This is a genomic window from Pseudoalteromonas sp. H103 (assembly GCF_001469205.1).
GTDB classification, from domain to species: Bacteria; Pseudomonadota; Gammaproteobacteria; order Enterobacterales; family Alteromonadaceae; genus Pseudoalteromonas; species Pseudoalteromonas carrageenovora.
In genome coordinates this window covers 106,283-130,133 of the sequence record NZ_LOFG01000021.1, presented here as the reverse complement: position 1 = coordinate 130,133, position 23,851 = coordinate 106,283, and the positions used below count along the sequence as shown (strand labels likewise).

Below are 23,851 nucleotides of genomic sequence, written 5' to 3'. Positions count from 1 at the left end.
CATAAGGTTTACTTGCATTTAAAAAATAGCCAACTATTATTACTGATAGTTAAATAGTACAAAATTTTAAAAACCAACCCTTTATCATTAATAGTTTTAATTACTAACCTAAATTAGAGCTTGTACCTATTTAACAATGTGAAACTAATGCCCAAGTATTTCCAGGCTATTAACTCATACTATTGATAAAAAATTTAGCTTAAAGTAAATCAATTCTAAAAATGACGAGCTGACTACTTATTGAACACCGTGTTTTTCATTATCTACGATTGCTTGCGTAAATTACCCATTATTTGTAAATCTACAAAACGCCTTACACAGTAATTTTTTTATATAGACCCACAATAATACCAAGATCGAATAGTCTATCAAGTAACTTATTAAGCAATTTCAATTTCACATAAGTAAAAGCTGCATATTTATTAAACCACACGCTAATAAATTACTTTATAGGTACAAATTGGTTACTATAAATATCGGTATGCTTTATTTGTTTGCTTTTATATACCAGCAAAAAATTTTAGGTAGGAATGATTCACATTAAGATACTGTTTTAAACCTACGAGGGAGGTAACAGCGCGGCTTATCACACTCATAGCAACCTACTACATATAAAATACCATTTACACATTAGCCGCAAAGCCTGCTCGCGTGAAAAGCGAAGCTTTAAATTTTGGACAAAAGTTTACCTTGCGCTCTCATTAAAGCATTTAACATTACTTGTTCAACTTAAACATCTATTCGCCTCATATGGTGAGTCAAATATTAATTTAATTGCCTCATTGGGCAACTTTGTAACGTGTACTGCGCCCACCGGCAGCCGTTTTTGTTATGAAACCAAGCGTTTGTAAATCAGCTAAATGGCGCGTTGCAGTCGCACGGCTAACTTTAGCCACCTTTTGATACTGACTGGCACTAATGCCGTGCTCAAATTGGCCATCGAGTAATTTATTAATTACTTTTACCTGTTGCTCACTTAGTTTTGCTTGTTCTTTACTTGCCCAGTAATTGGTTTTAAAAACTGTTTGCTCAATGTTTTTAAGCGTATGGTGTATCGCATTATTAAGCGTACATAAAAACCATTTAATCCACTGTGTTGTACAAAGCCCACCACGCTGCGTGGCTTCTAGCACCTCGTAGTAGCTTTTTCTATCGTCTAAAATAGCCACCGACATAGCATAAAACCGAATAGACTCTGCATACATTTGTGCTAAAGCCAAATCGGTTATAAGCCGTGTTATACGCCCGTTACCATCTTCAAGCGGATGTATTGTTACAAACCATAAGTGTGCGATAGCAGCACGAATAAAAGGGTCTATTTGTCGATCGTTTTGCGTGTTGTTAAACCAATTAAAAAATAGTAACAGCTCTTTGTTTACTAACTTTTTAGGGGGGGCTGTAAAATGTAATACTGGTTTGTCTAAACGCCCCGACACCACCTGCATTGGCTCGCCGCCACGCAACTGCCCGCCCTCAATGTTAGTAAGCAAGCTTTGCTCATCGGCAAATAATAACCGATGCCAGTTAAGCACCCGTTCTAAATCAAGCGGCGAATCTGTGTTCGTTATTGCATCAAGCATAATTTCTGCAAGATTGTCGCTTTGCACTGTTGTGGGGTAAGGCTGCTCATTAATGTTGAGCTTTTTAGCAAGCGAAGAGCGAACCGAAAATGCATTAAGCTTTTCGCCCTCAATCGCACTGGAGTGAATAATATTTGCAAGTAAGGTATCAAGAGCCTGCTGCTTTTGATGAGCACTTTGCACGCCCATACGGCCCACTAACAAACCTTGGTTATATGAAAGCTCCCTTAGTAAAGGAGCAAGCGCCGCATCGTCCCACGTAAAGTTTGGCCAGTTTTGTTGTTGCCATATCCACATAGTCTTTAGCCCTTAAGTTAGTTAGCCTCAGTCTATATGATTTAATTGCCTCATTCAATGAGGCGAATAGTAAAGTTAATTGCCTCATTGTTTTTAAGCACCACCGCCTTTTAAATTATAGACAACAGTAATTTAAACTTTGTAGATGCAATTTTACTACGCGCTTTGATTTTTAACCGTAGGCGCGTAGCTTGCTCGCGCAAAAAGCGCAGGTTTTAGAATGTATTTACTTTTATCGCGTTGGCGACGGCAATCAAAAAGAGGCCGCCTTAGCAGCAGCCTTAAAATTGGCTGGAGGCGCCCAGCTTGCTCGCGCGAAAAGTGAAGCTTTTAAAATAATTTACTAATATCGCGTTGACGACAGCCAACAATATGGAGCGCCTTTAACAGCAGCCTTTAAATATACCGTAGGCGCAGAGCTTGCTCGCGCGAAAAGCGTAGCTTTTAAAATAATTTACAAATATCGCGTTGGCGATGGCAACCAAAGAGAAGTAACCGCCGACTTCTCTTTGGAATCTTTCGGCGCCCCGAGTATTTTGCAATTTCCTCAAAGTCTAAATCGACATGAACGTAACCGCCGTGTATTCGCCGTCCATGGCGAAGTCACGGCTTTAATTGCATTGCCTAAAGGGATTTAGGTACTTGGAATTTATCGGGAACAAAATTCCGCCATGCAATCAATTACTCACAATTAAGTCCTTTCGGGCAAAAATGACGGGGAAATTGTCTTGGCATTAGCCTTTAAGTTTGTTGTTGTTATTACCGTTATGTATATTAAAGTTAACTTTACCTTTTTGCCTTGGCCAGTAAGTTACCTAACTTATCTAGCTCGATTAACCATCATCTCAAAGCTTTATGATGCTCGCCAAAAATAACGAACACAGTAAGCAGCGGCTTGAAATTTTTTAATCAGCAATTACTTAAATTTGAGCAAACCGTCCGCTATCAAGCTTACTTTTATGCGTTAGATAATGGCGTTTATCAGCCCACAAATAAAGCTCAGGCCGACTAACCTGGCGCTGGTTTAGAGCTACAAGCTAGGTTTTACCAAAAGCCCGCTGCCTTCTCATTTCTTCTTTATGGTTCATAAAAGCGCCAACCAATAAATGACCACTTAATCAGTCATTAACTATCTAATGAATGCTTAAATAATCTTTAACTTATATGAGGGATCACGCTTTCTAAGCGCTTTATGTCAATATCACTGATATTAGCAAAACGTTTAAAGTGCGTTGGCCACTGGCGAGTATAGCTTTCAACCTCTGCAATTATTTTTGTTGCTTGAGCCTTGTTGAGGCCAAAGCGTTTGGCTTGCGACAATAAATTATCGATACTAGCATATCGGCCATCATCACCAAGCCCTATGCCATGCTGCTTTGAGTTATTAATAGGGGTGATATCATAAGCGGGGCTCATACGCCACGTTTGCCCAGCAAAGTGATACAAAAATGCATGATTTCGGCTGTGATCATCGGTATTACCAATAAACACGTTAAATACCATTCGCTTGTAGAGCTCTGTAGCATCAGCAGCGAACTCACTTGTGTGGTGGCGAATAAATTCTGCCAGTTCACCGTAGCTATAGTATGTTGCTAAGTCGCTTATCGCGACTTTTGGTTTTTGTAATAAGCTATTGGCGCTTAAAAAGTGATGAGTTGGTAAGTCATCGCTTACATCAAAACGTTCAACTAACAGAACATCGCCATTTTCTGTTTCATGAATACGGGTATTTGCAGTGCGAATCCCCAATTCATTAGCCATACACATAGCACCATGCTCAGCCCTAGCTAAATTAAACAAATCGTCTTGACGATTAAACTTTGCTAAATAAAGCTTATCATCAATTTTCACAGAGGTTTTAGGTCTTGCTCCCCCCATGCTTTGGCCAAATTCAAAGGCTTTTTTTGCTTCCTGTGAAATCGCTTTATTGGCGAGCAAATCGTCCTTTGCTTGATCTAACAAGGCTAAATCGGCTAATGTATTTTTATTCGCTTTATGTTTTGATGCGCTGCGCGACAAACTAAATACCAAGGCGCCAACACCATACCCAGACCCTGCGAGTAAAAATTCTAGCTCATTCTTTGGCTTGGTATTATGTAACGACAGTATAAGCTTACGCCCCCACGAATCAGCTCCCGCATCACTTAACACCCCAAACACACCTTTATTGGCAGAATAACTAACTATGCCAGGCTGTAATGGTAAATGCAGCGGATCGAGCGCAAACGCATCAGAGCGCGCAAGGTAACTTTTACCATAATTAAACTCACCTCGGCCAGTTTGTGGATTTAACTTAAAAAAACCACAAATTATGGGGCTGTCTTCTAAACCGTCAATAAATACATAAGCTTCAGAAGTCATCGTTAATCACCTGAGTTTTATTGCTTTTACGCTGTCTTGCATTATAACCGCCCACATCTGCGGCTAGCTCGTTAATTTCATCCAGCAATGAGCCCTGCAATTGAAGAACAACAAGGGCTTCAAACAATATATCGCTTTTTACTACCTCTCCTTGTTCAAGCTTTTGTACCGTGGAACGAGATACACCAATCATCTTAGCGAACGTGCTCTGGGTATAAAGTAAAGTACGATGCTGACGAATTAAATCACCCAAGCGACGCGCCAGCTTTAATGCTTGTTCTGATCTCATAAATGACTACCAAATCGGTCATTAATACATTAATGATTAGTTTAGCGGTATTTATTATGATTGCAATATTATTTAAATAGAGACGTAATGAGCTTCGAGCAGCGGCATTCAAGTTTACCGTAGGCGCCAAGCTTGCTCACGTTAGAAGCGCAGCTTCTCATTACTCAATAAATTAACAACGTAAAAGCCCTGCTTTTAAAACGCCAACAAGTTGCGCGTCTACAAGGTTATATCAAAATGTTCTGTTAGAACTCGACGTAGGCGCGAAGTTTGCTCGCGCTCTGTGTTTTTAGTTCCTTATATCGCGTTGGCGATGGCAACCAAGGGGCGATCTTCTTCAAACAAGCTCTGCTGCTAATAATTCATCCCTGAAGCCGGGTTCCTGTCAGCATCCATGCTTCCACTTCCTCAAGCTGCAAAGCTACGCTTTGGTCATTCGTCACCCACGGCGCCCCGCAACTTCACTTATCTTTAAACACCAAATTAATATGAACGTAAACGCGATGAACGCATAACTTTCACATCCCTGTACGCTGCCCAGTTCGGATATCCCTACCCTCTCGTTCAAAACTACGTTTTTCACCCATTTGCAAGCATCGCTTTTCTCACATCCATGCGAGGCAATTATTCATTAATTATATGTTTTCAGGTGAAGTTGAAGGGGGAAATATTTGAGCTACAGCCTTTAAATTTAATGTAGGCGCTCAGCTTGCTCGCGCGAAAAGCGAAGCTTTAAAATAATTTACAAATATCGCGTTGGCGATGGCAACCAAAGAGAAGTAACCGCCGACTTCTCTTTGGAATCTTTCGGCGCCCCGAGCATTTTGCAATTTCCTCAAAGCCTAAATCAATATGAACGTAACCGCCGTGTATTCGCCGTCCATGGCGAAGTCACGGCTTCACTTGCTTCCATGCAATCAATTACTCATCAATTGAGTCCTTTCAGGCAAAATGACGGGGGGATTGTCTTAACAGCGGCCTTTAAATTTGTTGTTGGTATTACCGTTATGTATATTTAACTATCTTAACTGTTTGAGTAATTTTAATGGCTGCTAACTTATCTTCAACGCTAAACTTCCCTCAATACCGTGATTTAGTAAAAAACCTCAAACATGGTAAATCACTACCAACAGCTATTTATTTACACAAAAGCTCACTAGAGGAAGCGCTACCGCTTGAGTTACTAAGTTTTATTCAAAGCACCGTAAGCAAACTAAACACAAATGAGCCTTGGAACCTAATTAAACTCTATAAACGCGATCTAAAATTTACGTTACTTAACTACCCTCACTTTGATGAATACGCATACCCCGAACTCCACACCAGCTATACAATTGATGGTGACGAGCAAACAATAAAAACAACCAACTACAGTAACTCAAATAATCCGCCTATTTTGCACCGTAAAGAAACCTTTGTACTGCCTAATTACCCTCATTACGCATTATTTAAAGCTATAACTAAAGAAGGCGAGCAAATAGGTCTGTATCAAAACACCAAAAGTATCGGCTATAAACAGCAATGGCAAAACTTAATTAAACGTAAAGGCTTTGAACTAGATGAACAAGGCAGACTAAACAAAATAGCTGAGTTGCCAGAGCCGATAGTTAAAAATGAGCCACAAACAATACAGCGCCATTTAACAGCAATAAACCGCGATAGACTTTCAGCGCCTTTTCAAAAGCTGGCAAAGTACGGTTATTTAAATGGTGATTACTCAATACTTGATTACGGCTGCGGCCTAGCAGACGACGCAACAGAGCTAGAAGCTCATGGGCTCAACATTAACGCGTGGGATCCAGTACACAGGCCAAACGGAAATAAGCAAGCAAGTGATATTGTTAATTTGGGCTTTGTACTTAATGTTATTGAAGATCAACAAGAGCGAAAAGAGACTTTAAAAGCGGCTTACCAACATACTAAAAAAATGCTTTTAGTATCGGTAATGCTCGCCAATGAGGCCAAACAAGAACACTTTAAACAATACAAAGATGGCGTAATAACAAAATGGAATACCTTTCAAAAGTACTATAGCCAAGCTCAAATAAGAGCTTACATAGAGCAAACCCTAAACGTTAAAACAATGGCGTTTGGGCAAGGTATAATTGCTATTTTTAAATGCCCACAATTAGAAGAGGCTCATCACCTAGAGCTACAATTTCAAAATTATAATTGGCAACATATAACCCAAAGGCCACAGCCAAAAGCACTACCCAAAGCCCAGCAAAAAACCTTGTTTGAAAAACACCAAACACTGCTTGATGATTTTTGGAAGCACTGCCTGCACTACGGCCGTTTACCTGCAAACGACGAGTTTGAGCAAAGTACAACACTGCGCAAATATTTTGCCAGCCATAACAAAGCATTTAACTTGCTACAAAATTACTATGAACAAAATGAATTTGAGCAAGCACAGCAAAAACGAAAAGACGATTTACTCGTTTACTTTGCACTTAGCTTATTTGGTAAACGCCAAGCTAAAAGTCATATGCCTGCAAGGTTAACGCGGGATTTAAAAGTACATTTTAGCGATTACAACCAAGCATTAGAGCAAGCAAAGCAACTGCTTTTCTCGATTGCAGAGCCCGCTAATATTGGTAATGCTTGTTACCAAGCCTTTGATCAAATTCAGCTCGGTGAGTTACACGAAAACCACTCATACATTTTACCCACTCGTTACTTAAACCAACTCCCCGCAATACTGCGTGTTTACATAGGCTGTGCCGTGCAATTGTATGGCGATATTGACGACGTAGATTTAGTAAAAATACATATGCGTTCAGGCAAAGTAACATTTTTAAAATACGATGACTTTAATAAAAAGCTGCCGCTTCTCACTGAGCGAATAAAAGTAAAAATGCTAGAGCAAGATATAGACTATTTTTACTACGGCGAGGCTTACCCCTACCAGCCCTTTTATAACAAAGTAGATTATTTACAAAAAGACAGTAGCGAATACAAAAGCCAACAACGGTTTGATAAAAAATTAGCCGATATGCTCAAAGGAGTGACCAAAGCAGAATGGCCCAACTGGCCCATATTACAAAAGGTGTTTGAATATTGGGCTGTTGAGTTGAAGGGAGATAAATTTTTTAAGAAATAAATCCTATTCATAACAAGGAACTATATTTCTACGTATCGAAATTGCGATAAATAAAACAATAAAAACTGTATTTATCACGTAAGGTACGTAATAATATTACGTACCTTACGTGATGAGATTAAACTATGAGCAACCTTGAAAGCAATTATTGCTACAGCTTCCCCGCAGTTCGTGGCCAACAGGCTGGCAAACCATTTTATATAGCAACCTGCCCTTTAAGGCTCATACCTAAAATCTTCATGTATGACGAAGAAGAAGTCCCCGTAGAGCTCAGAGCACAACGTACTCTCAATAAAGGCCGCATACCAGAAATGGCTCGTTACTTAGTTGAGTCACCGCACGATTATGTATTTTCAGCTATAACCGCCTCAATTGGGGCTGAAATTGACTTTATCGAAGTAGATAAAAACAGCAACATTGGGAGCTTAAAAGTACCAATGGATGCGCAAATTTTAATAAACGATGGGCAACACCGTCGCGCAGCTATTGAAGAGGCTATAAAAGAGCGCCCAGAGCTCAGCCAAGACAACATAGCCGTATTATTTTTTGTAGACGAAGGCTTACAACGTAGCCAACAAATGTTTGCCGATTTAAATAAATACGCAGTACGCCCTAGCCCATCGCTCGGCACCATGTACGATCACCGCGATCAAGCATCTGAACTTGCTCGTTATTTAGCTTTAAATACAAAACCTTTTGCAGGATTTACTGAGTTTGAACGCTCTACAATTGCCGTTAAAAGTAGTAAACTGTTTACCCTTAGTGGCATTAAACAAGCAAACCGCGTTTTACTTGGTAAAGGGACTAAGGAAGGCTTTAACGAAGACGAAAGGCAAATTGCCGCAAAGTACTGGGAAGCACTAAATATTTATATGCCAGAATGGATACAAGTACAAAACAAACAGCTTTCGGCTGCTGAGTTTCGACAAGAGTATATTTCGGCACATGGTATTGGTCTTCAGGCACTTGCACTAGTTGGTAAAAGCTTATTAACTCTGAGCGAATCAGAAAAACAAAAAAAGCTTAAGTTAATTGCCAACATCAACTGGCTTAAAAGTAATCCTGCTTGGGCTCATAGAGCAATGCAACATGGCAGACTTTCAAAAGCTATGAGCAATATTTTCCTTACCAGCATGCAAATAAAACGTGAAATTGGCCTCCCTCTTTCGAAAGAAGATGTACAAAAAGAGAATGAATACTTAAACGCATGAAATTATTAAACCAGTACGATCTAGAAGACTACATCGAATTTATCGAAAACGAATCGTTTGCAGGTAGCCAACTACATAACTTTGTAGCCGACACCCAACGAGTATACATGGCTGACAAACGCCCATGGGTGTTAGGTTACAGTGGCGGTAAAGATTCATCTGCCGTGATGACTCTAATTTACTTTGCATTACTTGGTTTAAAACCAGAAGACCGTCATAAGCCTGTTTTTGTAGTCGCGTCCGATACCTTGGTAGAAACACCTATGGTGGTTGATCACGTCGATAAATCACTAAAGCTGATTGAAGAAGGTGCAAAGCGCGAAGGCTTACCAATTACCTCACATAAAGTAGTGCCAAAATCTAATAATACGTTTTGGGCTAACTTACTTGGTAAAGGCTACCCAGCACCAACGCGTAACTTTCGTTGGTGTACAGAGCGAATGAAAATCGACCCTGTAAGCACCTTTATAAAAGAGCGCGTAAGTGAATACGACGAAGTAATTGTTGTATTAGGCTCTCGCTCGCAAGAAAGCGCATCCCGTGCGCAAGTAATTAAAAAGCACAAAATCGATGGTTCCGATCTCGCCGTACACACCACTTTAAGCAACGCCTTTATTTACACACCAATTGATACATGGAGTGTTGACGATGTGTGGAAAATTCTACGCCTGTGTCACTTAAAAACCGAAGAAACGCCATACGGCACTAAAAACAAATGGTTTGATAAGTACGACCTAGAGTGGGAAAACCCATGGGGCGGTAAGAACCTTGTGTTATGGAACCTATACAAAGATTCATCAGGCCAAGGCGAGTGCCCAATGGTTATTGATGAAACCACGCCATCGTGTGGTAACTCACGTTTTGGTTGTTGGACATGTACCGTAGTCACGCGCGACCGCGCAATGGAAAGCCTAATTCAAAACGGCGAGCAGTGGATGACACCACTACTTAAATACCGCAATATTTTATCGCGTAGTACATCGCCTAAGCTTAAAAAGAAATACCGCAACCATATTCGTCGCGATGGCCGTTTAGCGTTTAAAACCCTAAAAGAAGACAAAGAGCGCGTATTAACAGACGACTACACAACAGGCCCTTACAAATTAAAATATCGCCAGCATGCCATGCGCTTACTGCTTAATATACAAAAGCAATTTAACGACCAAGGCCGTGATGTAGAGTTAATTACCGTTGATGAATTACACGCAGTAAGGCACGAATGGTTAAACGATCCCAACGAGCCTGATTGGGACGATACCCTACCCGGTATTGTATTTGATGCGCTAGGCATAAAGCTCGACTGGACAATAGACGACTCTAACCAATTTAGCCTAACCGAAGGTCAATTACTTAACGACATTGCACCTAAGCATGGCGTATCGCCGCAAATGGTTAAAAAGCTAATAGATGTTGAAACCCAAATGAGTGGCCTTGCTCGTCGTACAGGTATTTTTAATCGCATTGGCCGCTTAATTCAGCAAGACTGGGAAAGTGCCGAAGTTATTATTGCCTCTAATTTAGATATTCGTCAGAACCAAATGCGCCAAAGTAACGAAGTAAAAGCGCTAGAAGACGACCTAAAACAAATTACTGCATTGCTCAAAGCTGAGGGCATAGAATGATTTTTAAAACACTGACCCTAAATAACTTTCGAGTTTTTAACGGCCAAACCACTATAGACTTAGACCCGCGTAAAGAAGGCATGTTTGAGCGCCCTATTATTTTATTTGGTGGTTTAAATGGCGCGGGTAAAACATCTATTCTTACCGCCATTCGCTTAGCCTTATTAGGTAAACGCGCTTTGGGTGCTGTAATCACTAAAAAAGATTACCTAAGCTACTTAAACGAGCAGACTAATAAAACAGCTACCAAAGCCCAGCAAGATGCCGAAGGAAGTATAACGCTAAGCTTTTCGCATACTCATCAAGGCAAACATAACCTTTACGAAGTAACCCGTAAATGGCAACTTGAGGGCGATGAAAAGTTAACGCTTACTATTAATGGCGAGCAAGATACTTCATTAAACTCAGAGCAGGTACAAGCATTTTTACATGAAATAGTACCGCCGGGTATTGGTGATTTATTCTTTTTTGATGGCGAAAAAATAGCAGAGCTAGCAGAGGACGATACCGGCTCTTACTTAAAAGAGGCCGTACAAAAACTGCTAGGTATCGATATTATAAACCGCCTAAGCAACGACCTTGATATTTACTTAAAAGGCCTAGGCGCAGAAACTGCCGATAAAGACACGCTTAAAAAAATTAAAGCCGCTGAAGATCAAAAAAAGCAAATCACTCAACAAGTCAATGCTACAAGAGATAAAGCCGATAGCATTGGTGCACAACTAACAGAGCTTAAAAATAAAATAGCCACTAAAGAGCACGAAATACAAGCACAAGGTGGCGCATGGGCTAAAACCAAAGATCAAGAGCAAGCACAAGCCTCTGAGCTTATTGAGCTTGAAAAAGAGCTAACCGCTAAAATACGCCAAGAACTAAGCGGCAGCCTACCAATGGCACTTGCGCCAACAGCTATGCAAAACTTAATTGAGCAGCTAAATAGCGATCAACAAATTAAACAGGCTAAAGCTTTTGGCAACGAGCTAGTACAAGCGTTACCAAACCTTGAAAGCGCGCTTAATCAAAAGTTTGATGCCCAAAGCAGCGATATAATGGCAACGGTAAATAGTTACTTTGGTCAGCTTGTAAATCAAACGGCGCTTGCCGAACCCAAACTAGATATTTCAGACTCTGAATTTGCGCTTATAAACGCACAAGTAACTGAGGCTTCGCAGTCGCAAGCGTTAATAAAAGAGCTATCAACAACGCTTTCTCAAACGCAAAATAAATTAAGCTCACTTTCAATTAATATCGAGCGTGCCCCTGATGCTGCCGACTTACATGAGCTATATACATCGCTGCGCGAACTTGAAAAACAACGTGATACAACAAGCAAAGAGTACATAAGCGAACTCCTTAAAGCTAAAGAATTAAAAGCTAAAGAGTTAGAGCTAGCTAAACGCTTAGAGAAAGACTACGCCAAGCTTAAAAACAACCACTCAGCCGATAAAGCCGTTGAGCGTGTAGAGCTTAGCCAATATGTATTGCACGACTTTAAACACGCCCTTACAGAGCTGCGTGTAACGCAATTAGAAGAGCTATTTGTAAAAGCATACCGTAAGCTCGCCCGTAAAGAAGATTTAAAGCTCTCGGCTAAAATAGACCCAACCAGCTTTGACGTAAACCTAGTCGATGCCGAAGGCGTTATTATTAACCGTAAATCTATGTCTGCAGGCGAAAAGCAAATATTTGCCTTCGCTATTTTAGAAGCACTCGGCAAACTATCGGGTAAAGTATTGCCAGTGGTAGTTGATACGCCACTTGGTCGTTTAGATTCAAAACACCGCGATAAACTTATTAAGCATTACTTCCCCGAGGCCAGCGAGCAAGTAATACTGCTTTCAACCGATACCGAAGTAGACGAAGACTTTTACCAAGCCATTGAGCATAAAGTGTCTCACGCGTTCGAAATTGAATTTAACCAACATACTAATTGTTCAACCCTGCGAGAAGGTTACTTTTGGGCAGAGCTTGCACAGGAGGCCATATAACATGCTCCCACAAACTATGTGGCTTAATAAAGCCGTTGAAGAACAACTTCAAACCCTTAAAGGCAAAACAGGCGTTACACCCAACGTAGCAGCCCGTATCGCATTTTTTCGCTCTATCGAGAAGGGTTATTTCTTTAATAAAGAAAAAGACTACAAACTTTCTGGTAGCCTTAAACTCGATAAATTTACCTGGTTAGGTAAAACCCAGATGGTGACTGAGCTATTACTCAAACAACGCTACCCTGAGTATTCTGATAAAGAATTACAAACAGCGTGGGCAGCGCATGTTGAGGATGGAGTTTCTGCGATAAGAAATCATAAATCGCTATTACCTTTGGTAGGTGATTTATGAAACAAGAAGTAGATCCAATAAGTGATAAAAGCAATCCTATCCAGAAGCCAACTGAAGGGTTATTAGGGTGTAATACAGTAACTCTTATAATTCAACCATCTAAAAATAAAGCGATAGACTCTTTTAAATTATCTGACGCAATTACACCTACAGCGTCGATATTAACCGCTCTAATCTCATTAGTATTAGCATTTAAAACTATAAAAAAATACTCAAACGATCACAAATTACAAATAGAGCAAGTAAAGTCGGAAAAAAGGAAAGATGAGGTATTAAAAGCAAAAGATAAAATTGAAAAGTTTTATGGTCCTATAAACGCTTTACTAGAAGAATCCAGCACTATATATGCACATTTTGCACTCCAAGAAAAAGAAGCACTTAAAAAACAAAATGGATATTTCAGAACTTTAAGGTTCTTAACCGAAGATGCAAACGAGGACTATAATGGAGTAGAAAGACTATCAAAACATGATAAAGAGCTATTTAGACACATTATAGATATATCAGATAAAGTGACTGTTTTAATCGAAACAGAAAGTGGCCATATTGACAATCCAGCTCTACATATTCTTCTAGGTAAATTAGCTGCCCACTATCGCATAATCAAATCTGCGTATGAGGGCAAGTTGACTGGTCAGAGTGAGTACCTAGAAAGCATCGTTTTTCCTCTTGAGATAAATGGGGCAATAAATAGTGAGATTTGTAAATTACTAGAAATTATCAAATCTGATGATCAAGAAACACTTTCACGTCCAGTAAAGTCAAAAACAATTAATTATTACGATCAGAACTATATAAGTTATTACAACAAAACAAATGATTTAGATATGTTAGATATTTATAAAAAAGTCAGAATGTATGTCCAAAATGGCTCTAATATTTTAGATGCAGGCTGCGGTGTAGGAAGGGACACTCAGTACTTTATCAAACATGGTTTTAAAGTTACATCCTTTGATGCGTCACCGAGGATGGTCGAGTTATGTAATGAATACCCATTCGCTTTTTGCGAAGAAAAATCATTTTTAACTATCAATTATCCACCTATCTTTGACTTAGTTTGGGCATGTGCTTCTTTGCTACATCTCGATGCGCTTAATTTTAAAGAAGCCATACTAAGGCTTCACAGATCATTAAAGCCTGGAGCTTATCTTTATTTTTCATTAAAAAAACATATTGATCCCTCAAAGGTAGATGCAAGGGATTTTTACTCTTATAGTACGGATGAAGTTGATAAAATACTTATAGACCTTTATAAAATGGAAAAAGTTGAAACGTGGGAGTCGAACAGTAATCTAACTCAAAGTGAAATATTCGTAAATTATATCTATAGAAAACTATAAAAGAGCATACGATATGAACTATTCAGCTTTATTTTCACGTTTATTAAAAGGCACTACAAATTCTTATAAATACCTATTTTTAAAAGCTATAACGGTAAGAGTCATTAATAATGAAAAACTCATTCTTATCGATGACTTAATTCTTGATATGTTAGTTTTAGCTTGGTACCCAAGTCAGTACTTTAAACTATCTCTAGGCCTTCAAGATCAAATTGGCAATATTTTCTTTAAACAAGGTTTTAACTATAACTCTTCGGTATCAATAACTTCCTCCTCTTTTAAAAAACAGCTAAAGAAAGACATCGCTAATAATATCGATATAAGTGGAATTAGAAATAAATTAGCTGAATATGTTCAATATCGTTTATTAACTCCATTTTTTAATGAGGAGCTTAGGGGTAAAGAAGACCAAGAAAAAAATCGGCTAATTTTTTCTCTATCTAACAAGTACTTTGAAAGTAAATGCCCTCTGTACAAAATAAATTCTGATAAAAGATCAATAGAGTTAAATTCATTGTGGTTCGATTTTATTAGAACAAATATTTCTGTTCTTGACAGTTATCAACAGCTTGAATGGGTTCATTATTTACAAAAAAACAACCCAAACATACCTGCAATTATCTATAAAACAGAGCCACCAACTCAAAGAAGCAGCTTAAAAAAACAACAAAATTTTTGGATGGAATTTATTTCTAAAAACCCAGAAGAAAAATGTATCTTTACTGGTAAGAAGTTAATAACATTAAACGTGACCATAGATCATTTCTTACCATGGTCTTTCATATGCCATGATAAACTTTGGAATTTAATACCTACAGATCGCAGTACTAATAGCAGTAAAAGTAACAATTTACCTGATCTAAGTACTTATCTACAACCATTCATTGAGCAACAGGTGAGAGCAATAAAGTTTCATGCAAAGGAAACAAAAGATTGGGAAAAATATGCTGTCACATATGTTCTTGACTTAGGTTTTAAAGATCACTTGGAACTTTTAAACGAACTGAGCTTTTCAAAAAACCTTGGTCAAATAATTGAGAGCCAATATAATTTAGCAAAGAAATCAGGGTTTAATTCTGAATGGGCAGCGCAAGCATAGATAAAAATTCTACTAAGTAAAATGAAGGCAGAATTAAAAGTTTAATTTTATCTTAAAATAAGGCTTGTACCGCCGCACGAACAATATCGCTTGATAAAGCCTTAAAATACTAAAAGCGTTACACCAAACGTAGCAGCCCGTATCGCGTTTTTTCGCTCTATCGAAAAGGGGGTTATTTTCAATAAAGAAAAAGACTACAAGCTCTCTGGTAGCCTTAAACTCGATAAATTTACTTGGTTAGGTAAAACACAAATAGTCACTGAGTTGCTACTTAAACAGCGCTACCCTGAGTATTCTGATAAAGAATTACAAACAGCATGGGCAGCGCATGTTGAGGATGGGGTTTCTTCATTGAGAAACCAAAAGAACCTTATAGGGCTTTTAACAACACTACCATAATCTAGTACTTTAACCTATGTGACTTATAAACAAGGTCTATCGTAGCGTCCTTGTTTATAAGTAATTAGTTATATTCCAAAAAAGAAAATTTTATTCAACTGAGATATCAGATCTTCAGCTCTTTGGCTATATTCAGGCATTTCAAATTTGGGTGAAGTGGCTAGTAGCAATGTTGAATTAAGGCGTGATTTGGAGTAAAAATCTTTTTTATCTTTAAACTGATCATTTTTTAATAAACTATTATCCTGACCGTATAAAAGGCAAAGGTTCCCTAAATTGTTTTTAATACCTTCTAAGTCATCGACTATTTCGCCTTTTTTCGCTGATTTTGGATAGATATGCTCAATACTAAAAATGAAATTGCTTTCGGCTAGCCCACTAAATGCATTTTTATACATCATAATAGGGTTATTATTATCACCTAAAACCCATTTCCAATTCTCTTCTATATTAGAAAGTAAGTATTTAATAGATCTGTTATCACCGTCAATTTCATATTCAAGCCCATTAAGATAATTTTCAAATTCTTCTTTTTTAACTTTTTCCTGAATAATGTTTTTAAGACCATTTAAAAAATTCTGGACTTGATATTTTTCTGGATCTTTATTTATTTGTTGTATAGTTGAATGGTACAACTTTGTTACAGGGCTCATACGCTTATCTAATGAAACTTTAAACAAAAAGAAAAACTTCTCTAAATAGAAAATAATCTGATAAAACTTTTTCTCTTTTAATTTACTAGCCGCTAAAATTAAGGGAAGTGAAAGCGTATGCTTAAATGAAACAGTTAAGTTTTCTAGTTTTTTCTTCTGAAACCCTGTCAGTTTTGATTCAGTATATGGCCATATACCTTTATGTAATTTGTCATACATAGCTAAATCTTTATCTATGTCCTCTATCGTCTCCCTTATAAAGCTAGGGTTTTGAAAAAATGCTTTATTAAACTCCTCAAATAAAGCAGTTTTGCGACACGCTTTTCCCTTCTTAGCTGTGTAATATGCTATTAACTTATTATTTGTTGCTGCTGAATCCATATTTGTTATGCGATCCCAACAATTCTCTAAGTGAATTAACTCTTGCTCACAACGTCCCTTCACACCGTCAAAAGCACCTAGTGAAGCAGCCCTTAATAAGTCTCCAGCTGTTAACGATCGGCCCCGATCATTGATTACTTGAAATAACCTGTAAGCATCATTTACATCTGACATTTTGATCATCAGTATTCGACATGCCGTAGATAAAACCCTGAACAAAACATCGCTTTTCTTCAAAACCTCGTCCACTGTCAATTCTTTGAAAAAGTCAGATAACCATTTATCAACTTTTTGTGCTGCAGATTTGATTAACTTATGAGACTCCAAGCTTGGTTCTATAGCTTCACTTCTGATGATAAACCTTTCATAGAACTCTTTGTCTCTTCTTGATAACTCAATTCGAGAAAAAACAACATCTTTACCATTTTCTTCAGTCTTGAACTCAAGATATTTATTTTTATATTTTTGAATTCTTTTTTCTCTTATTGATGATTGCTCATCATCGAGTTTTAAACTTTTAAGATAATTTATCAATCTAGACACTAATAAAACGGTTGTAGATAACCTTTGCTGTCCATCAACTAATTGATAAATTGTTTTATCGTCTAATACATTTTCATTTTTTTGCTTAACACAGACAATCCCACCAAAAAAATGGCTATCCTCCCCATTACCTGAAGCAATGTTTTGATATAAACTTTCAATATCAGATGTAAATTGAACTACATTCTCAGGTTTCCAAGAATAAGCTCTTTGGAACTTTGGAACTATATATAATGTATTTTCAGAAAAAACTGTCTCTAAAGAACAGTAGTTAGGTTTAACGTCCACTTTGAATACCTTTTAATAATGTGTTTTTAAATTAATTCCCAAAACGCTTTATCTTTAATGCGTTTAATTTGTTTTTCGCCATCAATATAAAGGCTTGTATGTTTTTCAAGCTCGCGGATGTTTTTCATCAGAAGCTCTTGCTCTGTCTTATCATCTTTGTTGAATATACCTTTAATATCTTGGGTTTTTATTTGCGCTACGCGATGCACAATCCAGCTTAATATATACGCTGAATAGTCATTTTCGCTGGTTTTGAAATGGGTAATATCTTGGGTTGATAAAATAACGCCTACGCCGTATTCACGGCCTTCTTTTAATATTTTGCGAAGGCTTGGGAAGTTTTGCGACATGAAGTTGTCGGCTTCATCAACCAGTACTAGCTTAGTAACTTGTCTAAAGTCACCTTGTACTTCTGGTTTGCCTTGTTTTTGCATTTGCGAGTAAAACAAATCGAGCGTAAGCGCTACAACAAGGTTTTGTATTTCACCGGGGTAACCCGCAAGTTCAACGACGGTAATGCCATCTACGAGATCATAAAGCGACATACACTTGCTAGTATCATCTTCAAATATTTCAAGCTCACAGATGCTCTCAAGCGCTGCGTAGAGTGAATCTTCCGCTGGTTCGCTGTCTAAAAACAATGACCATAAATCAGCCATAGTCGGTGCAGCTTTACTCCATGTAGACTTATTCGCTTTATGAATACCTGCCAAGTCGTAAGCATCGCCAATTAATTTACGTAACTTAAGCTGCTGCTTAGTCCCTAAGTTAAACGCTTTGCCCATAGTCTCTGAAAAACCACGTGCTGTGTGCACTGGCAGCATGGGTGTATCACCAAATAAACTAAGCGGGTTATATGGCAATTTATGTAAGTTAAACTTTTTACCATTGGTGGCATCAATAAACTTATCGTCTACGTAATCCGACTTGTAATCAAAAATGAGTATACCAATTGGTTTGCTATCAACATTATTGTGCTGATTACGATAAAGCTGAGTCACTACCGATTTAGTACACTGGGTTTTACCCGTGCCCATAGTGCCGATAATACCCGAGTTGGTATTCATAAATTTAGCAGTGTTGGTCGGCTCCCAGTAAACAGGCTCATTATTTTGCATAACATGTCCAACTAGTACTTTTAATGAGTCTGTTGACGTTGGCTTTGCCACAATGTTTGGCGCTGCTTCTTCGGCAACTTTAGGTAGAGGCTCATCTATGGTTTTTGCTGCATCGGGATCCACTTTTTCGATAGGCTTTATTGGCGTCACGCTACTTTTATTTACTGCTTCACCTTCAAAAATATATTGCTCGGGTATATAACAAAGCTCACTGCTTTGAATATTGCTAAGCAATGTTTGCAAAGGCGTGCTTATAAAGCGATTTAAGTTAGCGCTTGGTAGAATGATTTGTAGAATATCGTCTTCAACGGTGTATTCTTCTTTAGCAAAATCGGCATTTTCAAAAAATGCCATCATAAAGCCTTGCGGGTAGTCAGCTAAATCAGCGACTTGGTAATCACCTTGCAGCCACCACTCACGATTGTTTTGTAGCTCGTTAAAGTAGTTATTCTCGTAAACTTTGTATAATTCAAACTTATCAACTTGCATTAATACTTGGCGAATAAACAAGCCTCGGTATAAATGCCCAGCTAAGTCGTCACGACCAAATAAGTTCTCAACTAAGTAACGCTTAAGCTCTTTAGCTTGTTGAATACCTTTACCATGTGTGCGCTTTTTACCAATTTTAACTTCAAGTGGTAGCAAGTACATGTTGCTGCCTTTAAAGCCAACAAATAAAACGTCGTCAGAAATTGCGCCGCTTTTTATGTTTTGTGAATAGCGCGAGAAGTCACTATCACTCATTTTTAAGCCTATATTACCCGCTACACGGAGCATTTCGGCCACACTCATTGGCACCCATGTTATATCGCTTTGATGCAGCAAACAGTTTACGTATTTATAGGCACCTATTATGCTTTTTTTCTCTTTACGGTCGTTGTCGTTACTGGTGATCATTTTAAGTAACCACTCACCATTAAACGCATTAAACTCGTCTATTAGGCCTTTAATTCCTTGAGAAAGTACTTGGTCGTATAAGTCTCGACGCTTGGTAACGGTTATAGCATCGTAATTTGCTGAATTAGTAAAGTTGTCTGAATAGTGGATCAGTACGGCATCTTTTTGGCCTTTAAAAAACTCAAGTGTTACTTTAGGGTCAATAATCACTGTCCATACTGAGTTTTCGTATACCCCATCAAGTAGCTCTGACAACTGCCCCGCCACTTTTAAACCTAAGCCATTACTAGTTTCGTACTTTTGGCCGCACCACGCAGCTTTAGCTAAACTGTTAAACTGACTACTCAGTTTTAAAGTTGCAGTACTGTCAACATCGAGCTTATTAAGGCCAAAGGTTGTAAAGTACGTGTTTTGCTCTTGATATGCGGTTTCGCCAGCTAATAAGCCATGGCATGCGACGCCGGTTTTTTCGGTGAGTACATCAACAGGTACTGGCTCTACTGTTGTATCGTTACGTACAAAGCTAATGTGTGCATAGTTAAATGTTGGCTCTTGTGCATTTAACTTAAACTTACTGTACGTTATGCGATTTTTAAGCATATCGACAATAGCATCGGCTTTATCTTTTTCGCTACCGAGCTCAGCTAACTCTTTTAATTCGTCGTAACTTGGCGCATCTGCAAAATCATCAAAGTAAGTACGTTGTAGTGTTTTGTCGTAAATATTTACGTGAATGCGGTTTGCTTCGTCAGGAGATTTCTTTTTTAGGTAATCAACTAAGCCTAAAAATAGCGCGGTGTTGTTCCCATTATTGATAGAGTTAATATAAACAGTTTCTTTACTGCCTTTATCAAAAAGGACATCAAACGCTTTTGTAAACTCACTTGTTTTTTGCCTTACTAATGGGCGTACATATTCAAGTGCTGCTTTTTTGTTAGAAACGAGTTTGCACCACATACGGTTCTCGGGCACAGCTTGGTTGTATGCAAAGCCATCTGTTGCATGCCATACAAAAGGTAATAAGCCTTCTGCATTTAAACGCTTAATTGTGGCTTTAGGTAACGTATTAAAGCTATTGTCGTTTTCATCACTCGCACTAGTAACTAGTTGGGAAAAGTATGCGAGAGTTAACGGGTGCAGCGGCGTAATGTATTCTTGCTCATCAAACTCAGCAATCCCTATATTCACTAGCATGTTTGCTTGCGGTGATAGCAGCGATTTGGTTTCTAATTTATCAACTTGCGCTAAGTAGCACTCAACAACTTTATTTGCTAAACCTAAAAACTCGGTCCCCCACGAGCAAGAACTTATGAGTGCCTTTCGCTCGTCTAGGTAATCAAATAGTGATAGATAAGCTACAAATAAATCTGGGAATGCGCTTTCAATATTGTCTAATGTAACTTCTGGCCTACCAGCAGTTTGTGTTGCAAGTATGCGCTCATCTTGTAGTTTTGCTTCCCAATTTAATAGGTTTTTACGCATACCAGTTGGGTTTAAGTCTTTCCCGTCAATAACGACCTTTTCTTTCGCGCGATTGTATAAACCATTGAAACTATCATTGTATAGACGGTTGAACAGGTTGGTATCAAGCACTAGTGGTAGGCTTAATGTATCTGACGAAACAGCGCCATCTACTTCAAAATTAAGTACATGCGATCCACTTTGAACTGCAAAAGTTAAGCTGTCTGTTTCATTGGCAAACTGTGCAAAATCGACAACCTGTGTTTGGTCAACTAGGAAAGTTTGGTTTGATTGCGTAACTTTTGCAGGAGTTCCTTGTTCAGCAATCTGTAAAATCCCGGCATTTGTTTGCAAAGTTATAAGCTGCTTACGTGGTACGAGCAAAAAGCTATCAGCTAAATCATCAAGATAAAAAGCGCCCTGTGGAATAACTAAAACTCTGTATTTAAAACGCTCTTGCGGTTTTTCGCGTTTAAAATCAACACTAAAATAAAGCGGTTGATTATTAAACGTTCCCGAAATTTCAGCAATGCTACGTTTGTGAGAACGGTTATTTACATCAAGAGTAATTTGTTCTTTAGTGTGCTGTAGTTTTAATTCATTTTTTTGAATTTTACCGCCCACAAAGCTCGCTTCAATTTTAAAGTCAGTTTTATCTGCGGGCATTTGAATGATTAAATGGCGCTCTTTTTTATTCTCGCGTGCTAAAAAGTTTATATCTGTGACTATTTCACTTTCAAACGACAGTAGGTTTTCTTTATTGTCTCGGCGCTCTTTTATAATTGCGCCAAAATCGAGCTCTTCCCAATTTTGACCATCTGAAAAATGAGTATTTACAAACTTTTCGCTAAGTTCTAAATCGCCCAGCTTTTCTACAAGCTCTTGCGGGTACTTTTCAACTATCTCGCTAATATTACCGTATAACTGGTGGTTTTGTGATAAACGTTTATCTATTTGGTCTGTATCGTCCCAGCTTACAATGGTGTTGTCGTTAAAAAGCCCTAATTCACTAAATTGAATAACGCCATCTTCTAACGCATCATAAAGTTCGGTAAAACCAAACATGGTTGCACCGTCTTCGATAATGAGCTTAAAGCGATGATCGAGCAGGCACTGCGATACTTTGTCAGTACCGCTTATTGACGAAATAAGCTCACTGAGTGATTTTTTTATTGTTGACGGATGCCAAACTTCACCAGCTTTACCTAAGTCACGTGCTGAATTAATGAGTGTATCTAAATAAGAGTTGTGGATAACGAGTAATGCGCAGTCTTTCAAAGGGCCGTCTTGCGCTGATACTAAATCGCGTAAATGTGAGATAAAGTTTTCACTCAGCCCTAGTGCGCTTTCGCTATGTACAACAGGTATTAACGTAGTTTTACCAAAAGTAATAGCGGGCAGCGTTTGGTTTATGTCATTAGTTTTCAATTCAACGCGTGTATCTGCCTTATTAAGCATTGCCTGATAAAGCTTTAAACTATTATCACTATCTGGCGAGCGAAACTGAAAGCGGCTTTCACCTTCAAAACCTTTAGTTGCCCACTGGCAAAAGTGTTCAACTAAAAAGTCTTCATATAGTTTTTTTGACATAAACTGCATCTCCGCTATCACTCATTCTTTCTACATTACCCATTCTTTCAAACAAATCGATTAAGCATTCTTCACTGCTTTTATCAAAAAACACACCGCGTTTTTGAAACTCAATTAACAGCTCATGGAGCCTTAACTTTTCACGTTCACCTATACATAAATTTGTGAGCAACAGTAGGTAGTCTTGGTTTAATACTAAAAAAGATCCTGCTCGGCGGCGGTTTTGTTCAAACGGCTTAATTAAGGTTTCTCTTGTGGCTTTTACAAAATTATTAAACGCTGTCTCGCGTGTTGTGCCCTTTTTAAACTGTTCAACAAAAAGCTGGGTTAAATGATTAATAGATTCGTCAATAGTGGTTGGCTGTTTCTGCTGACTCGTTAAGTTTCTATCAATATAAAATTTATTAGCATAAGAATTTAATGCCTCAATGTCGGTATCCTTAATCTCATCCATTAACTGCCACAGAGGGCTAATAGCTGTTTTTGTATCTTGTAAGCTTTCATTTAATGCTAAATAAGGAAACAACGCATAACTAGACTCAAGAACCTGTTTATGCCCGTGTAACTGCAATTTAGTACGCTCTTTACTGGCTTTTTCACTGTCTAAAATAAAGTAGCAAGGCTTTACTTCAGGCTTTTGCGCCCAACCTTTTATATTTAGCGACAATTGCGCCGTATACAAAAAGCCGTACAACTTTAAAAAGGCCTTAATATTTTGTAAAAAATGCTCTGGATAGCTAACTAAGAATTTAAGATCTTGCTGAAATTGTGCTGACAAAAAAGGCAGGTAAGCACTATGTTGCTTGCGTATTTTTTGATTTTTATTAGTAACAAGTGGCGAGTCAAAAACCTTTTTTACTTCTTGTTCTAAAAAGTTAAGCTGCGCTTTTGGAGCATTAGCGACTTCAACATCACCCATTAAGCTATTAAATAATGATGTAAGCCGCTCATCACCTGAGTTACTTTTATCTGGGTTTAATACTTTCAACACTTGCATCTCAGGCGCTATATTTAGCACCTGCTCATTATCAAAATACATTTTTTCGATAACATGCCAAAACGATTCGCCATCTAACTTATCAGTAAAATGCGTTTTACATAGCTTTTTAAAGTCGTCGAGTGACTCAATGTTTTTTTCAAGTTTAAGACTATGTAGAGACTTAATGAAAAAACCAACTACCGTTTCCCAATCATACTTATTGTTAGTACTATTAGCTGATATAGGGAAATAACTAGCTGCACTATTATTTTTTGGTTTTAACTCTTTTAATAATGGCAT

General features: G+C 38.2%; 13 protein-coding genes and 1 pseudogene. 8 read left to right on the top strand and 6 right to left on the bottom strand.

Annotation, left to right across the window (positions count from 1 at the left end; genetic code table 11):
- Positions 1-779 precede the first annotated feature (779 nt).
- From ATS74_RS19230 to ATS74_RS19220, 3 genes are all read right to left on the bottom strand, one after another.
- The gene (locus tag ATS74_RS19230; RefSeq protein ID WP_058550470.1) at positions 780-1,877 is read right to left on the bottom strand and encodes a Fic family protein; all 1,098 of its coding nucleotides are present in this window, start codon (positions 1,875-1,877) and stop codon (positions 780-782) included.
- 1,155 nt (positions 1,878-3,032) lie between these two features.
- Positions 3,033-4,238 carry a type II toxin-antitoxin system HipA family toxin gene (locus ATS74_RS19225; RefSeq protein WP_058550469.1) on the bottom strand — a complete coding sequence of 402 codons (1,206 nt, stop codon included), beginning with the start codon at positions 4,236-4,238 and terminating at the stop codon, positions 3,033-3,035.
- Positions 4,228-4,527, bottom strand: coding sequence for a helix-turn-helix domain-containing protein (locus tag ATS74_RS19220; RefSeq protein ID WP_004589614.1), 300 nt, complete (start codon positions 4,525-4,527; stop codon positions 4,228-4,230). The genes ATS74_RS19225 and ATS74_RS19220 overlap by 11 nt, the downstream gene beginning before the upstream one ends.
- A 1,045-nt stretch (positions 4,528-5,572) precedes the next feature.
- Here ATS74_RS19220 and ATS74_RS19215 point away from each other — a divergent pair.
- The 8 genes and pseudogenes from ATS74_RS19215 to ATS74_RS19795 form a co-directional block, all read left to right on the top strand.
- On the top strand, positions 5,573-7,630 hold the full coding sequence (locus tag ATS74_RS19215; protein WP_058550468.1) for a DNA phosphorothioation-associated putative methyltransferase: 2,058 nt from the start codon (positions 5,573-5,575) through the stop codon (positions 7,628-7,630).
- A gap of 125 nt (positions 7,631-7,755) precedes the next feature.
- Positions 7,756-8,841, top strand: a complete 1,086-nt coding sequence (gene dndB / locus ATS74_RS19210; protein ID WP_058550467.1) for a DNA sulfur modification protein DndB — start codon at positions 7,756-7,758, stop codon at positions 8,839-8,841.
- Complete coding sequence (locus ATS74_RS19205) at positions 8,838-10,463, top strand: DNA phosphorothioation system sulfurtransferase DndC (RefSeq protein ID WP_058550466.1); 1,626 nt, start codon at positions 8,838-8,840, stop codon at positions 10,461-10,463. The genes dndB and ATS74_RS19205 overlap by 4 nt, the downstream gene beginning before the upstream one ends.
- Positions 10,460-12,451 (top strand): DNA sulfur modification protein DndD, encoded by a 1,992-nt coding sequence (gene dndD / locus ATS74_RS19200; RefSeq protein WP_058550465.1) that lies wholly within the window; start codon positions 10,460-10,462, stop codon positions 12,449-12,451. The genes ATS74_RS19205 and dndD overlap by 4 nt, the downstream gene beginning before the upstream one ends.
- Position 12,452: 1 nt before the next feature.
- Complete coding sequence (gene dndE, locus ATS74_RS19195; protein WP_058550464.1) at positions 12,453-12,803, top strand: DNA sulfur modification protein DndE; 351 nt, start codon at positions 12,453-12,455, stop codon at positions 12,801-12,803.
- A complete protein-coding gene (locus tag ATS74_RS19190) occupies positions 12,800-14,143 on the top strand; it encodes a class I SAM-dependent methyltransferase (protein ID WP_058550463.1) in 1,344 nt (447 codons plus the stop codon). Before dndE ends, ATS74_RS19190 begins: the two co-directional genes overlap by 4 nt.
- Before the next feature lie 13 nt (positions 14,144-14,156).
- Positions 14,157-15,242: an HNH endonuclease domain-containing protein gene (locus ATS74_RS19185; protein ID WP_058550462.1), complete on the top strand. Its 1,086-nt coding sequence runs from the start codon at positions 14,157-14,159 to the stop codon at positions 15,240-15,242.
- Positions 15,243-15,368: 126 nt separating this feature from the next.
- Positions 15,369-15,641: pseudogene (locus tag ATS74_RS19795) on the top strand (DndE family protein); the annotation flags it as partial.
- 68 nt (positions 15,642-15,709) lie between these two features.
- On the opposite strand, the gene ATS74_RS19180 reads toward ATS74_RS19795, so the two are convergent.
- Genes ATS74_RS19180 through dptG form a run of 3 tightly spaced genes read right to left on the bottom strand, consistent with a single transcriptional unit; the run spans position 15,710 to position 23,851 of the window.
- Complete coding sequence (locus tag ATS74_RS19180; RefSeq protein WP_058550461.1) at positions 15,710-17,506, bottom strand: DUF262 domain-containing protein; 1,797 nt, start codon at positions 17,504-17,506, stop codon at positions 15,710-15,712.
- A 26-nt stretch (positions 17,507-17,532) separates the two neighbouring features.
- Positions 17,533-22,572, bottom strand: a complete 5,040-nt coding sequence (dptH, locus tag ATS74_RS19175; RefSeq protein WP_058550541.1) for a DNA phosphorothioation-dependent restriction protein DptH — start codon at positions 22,570-22,572, stop codon at positions 17,533-17,535.
- Positions 22,553-23,851 (bottom strand): DNA phosphorothioation-dependent restriction protein DptG, encoded by a 1,299-nt coding sequence (gene dptG / locus ATS74_RS19170; protein WP_058550460.1) that lies wholly within the window; start codon positions 23,849-23,851, stop codon positions 22,553-22,555. The genes dptH and dptG overlap by 20 nt, the downstream gene beginning before the upstream one ends.

Excerpts from the sequence above, each read along its gene's own strand:
- ATS74_RS19190 (WP_058550463.1), top strand. The coding sequence starts at position 12,800 with ATGAAACAAGAAGTAGATCCAATAAGTGATAAAAGCAATCCTATCCAG.
- dndB (WP_058550467.1), top strand. The coding sequence starts at position 7,756 with ATGAGCAACCTTGAAAGCAATTATTGCTACAGCTTCCCCGCAGTTCGT.
- dndE (WP_058550464.1), top strand. The coding sequence starts at position 12,453 with ATGCTCCCACAAACTATGTGGCTTAATAAAGCCGTTGAAGAACAACTT.
- ATS74_RS19215 (WP_058550468.1), top strand. The coding sequence starts at position 5,573 with ATGGCTGCTAACTTATCTTCAACGCTAAACTTCCCTCAATACCGTGAT.
- ATS74_RS19225 (WP_058550469.1), bottom strand. The coding sequence starts at position 4,238 with ATGACTTCTGAAGCTTATGTATTTATTGACGGTTTAGAAGACAGCCCC.
- dptH (WP_058550541.1), bottom strand. The coding sequence starts at position 22,572 with ATGTCAAAAAAACTATATGAAGACTTTTTAGTTGAACACTTTTGCCAG.
- ATS74_RS19185 (WP_058550462.1), top strand. The coding sequence starts at position 14,157 with ATGAACTATTCAGCTTTATTTTCACGTTTATTAAAAGGCACTACAAAT.
- ATS74_RS19220 (WP_004589614.1), bottom strand. The coding sequence starts at position 4,527 with ATGAGATCAGAACAAGCATTAAAGCTGGCGCGTCGCTTGGGTGATTTA.
- ATS74_RS19205 (WP_058550466.1), top strand. The coding sequence starts at position 8,838 with ATGAAATTATTAAACCAGTACGATCTAGAAGACTACATCGAATTTATC.
- dndD (WP_058550465.1), top strand. The coding sequence starts at position 10,460 with ATGATTTTTAAAACACTGACCCTAAATAACTTTCGAGTTTTTAACGGC.
- ATS74_RS19230 (WP_058550470.1), bottom strand. The coding sequence starts at position 1,877 with ATGTGGATATGGCAACAACAAAACTGGCCAAACTTTACGTGGGACGAT.
- dptG (WP_058550460.1), bottom strand. The coding sequence starts at position 23,851 with ATGCCATTATTAAAAGAGTTAAAACCAAAAAATAATAGTGCAGCTAGT.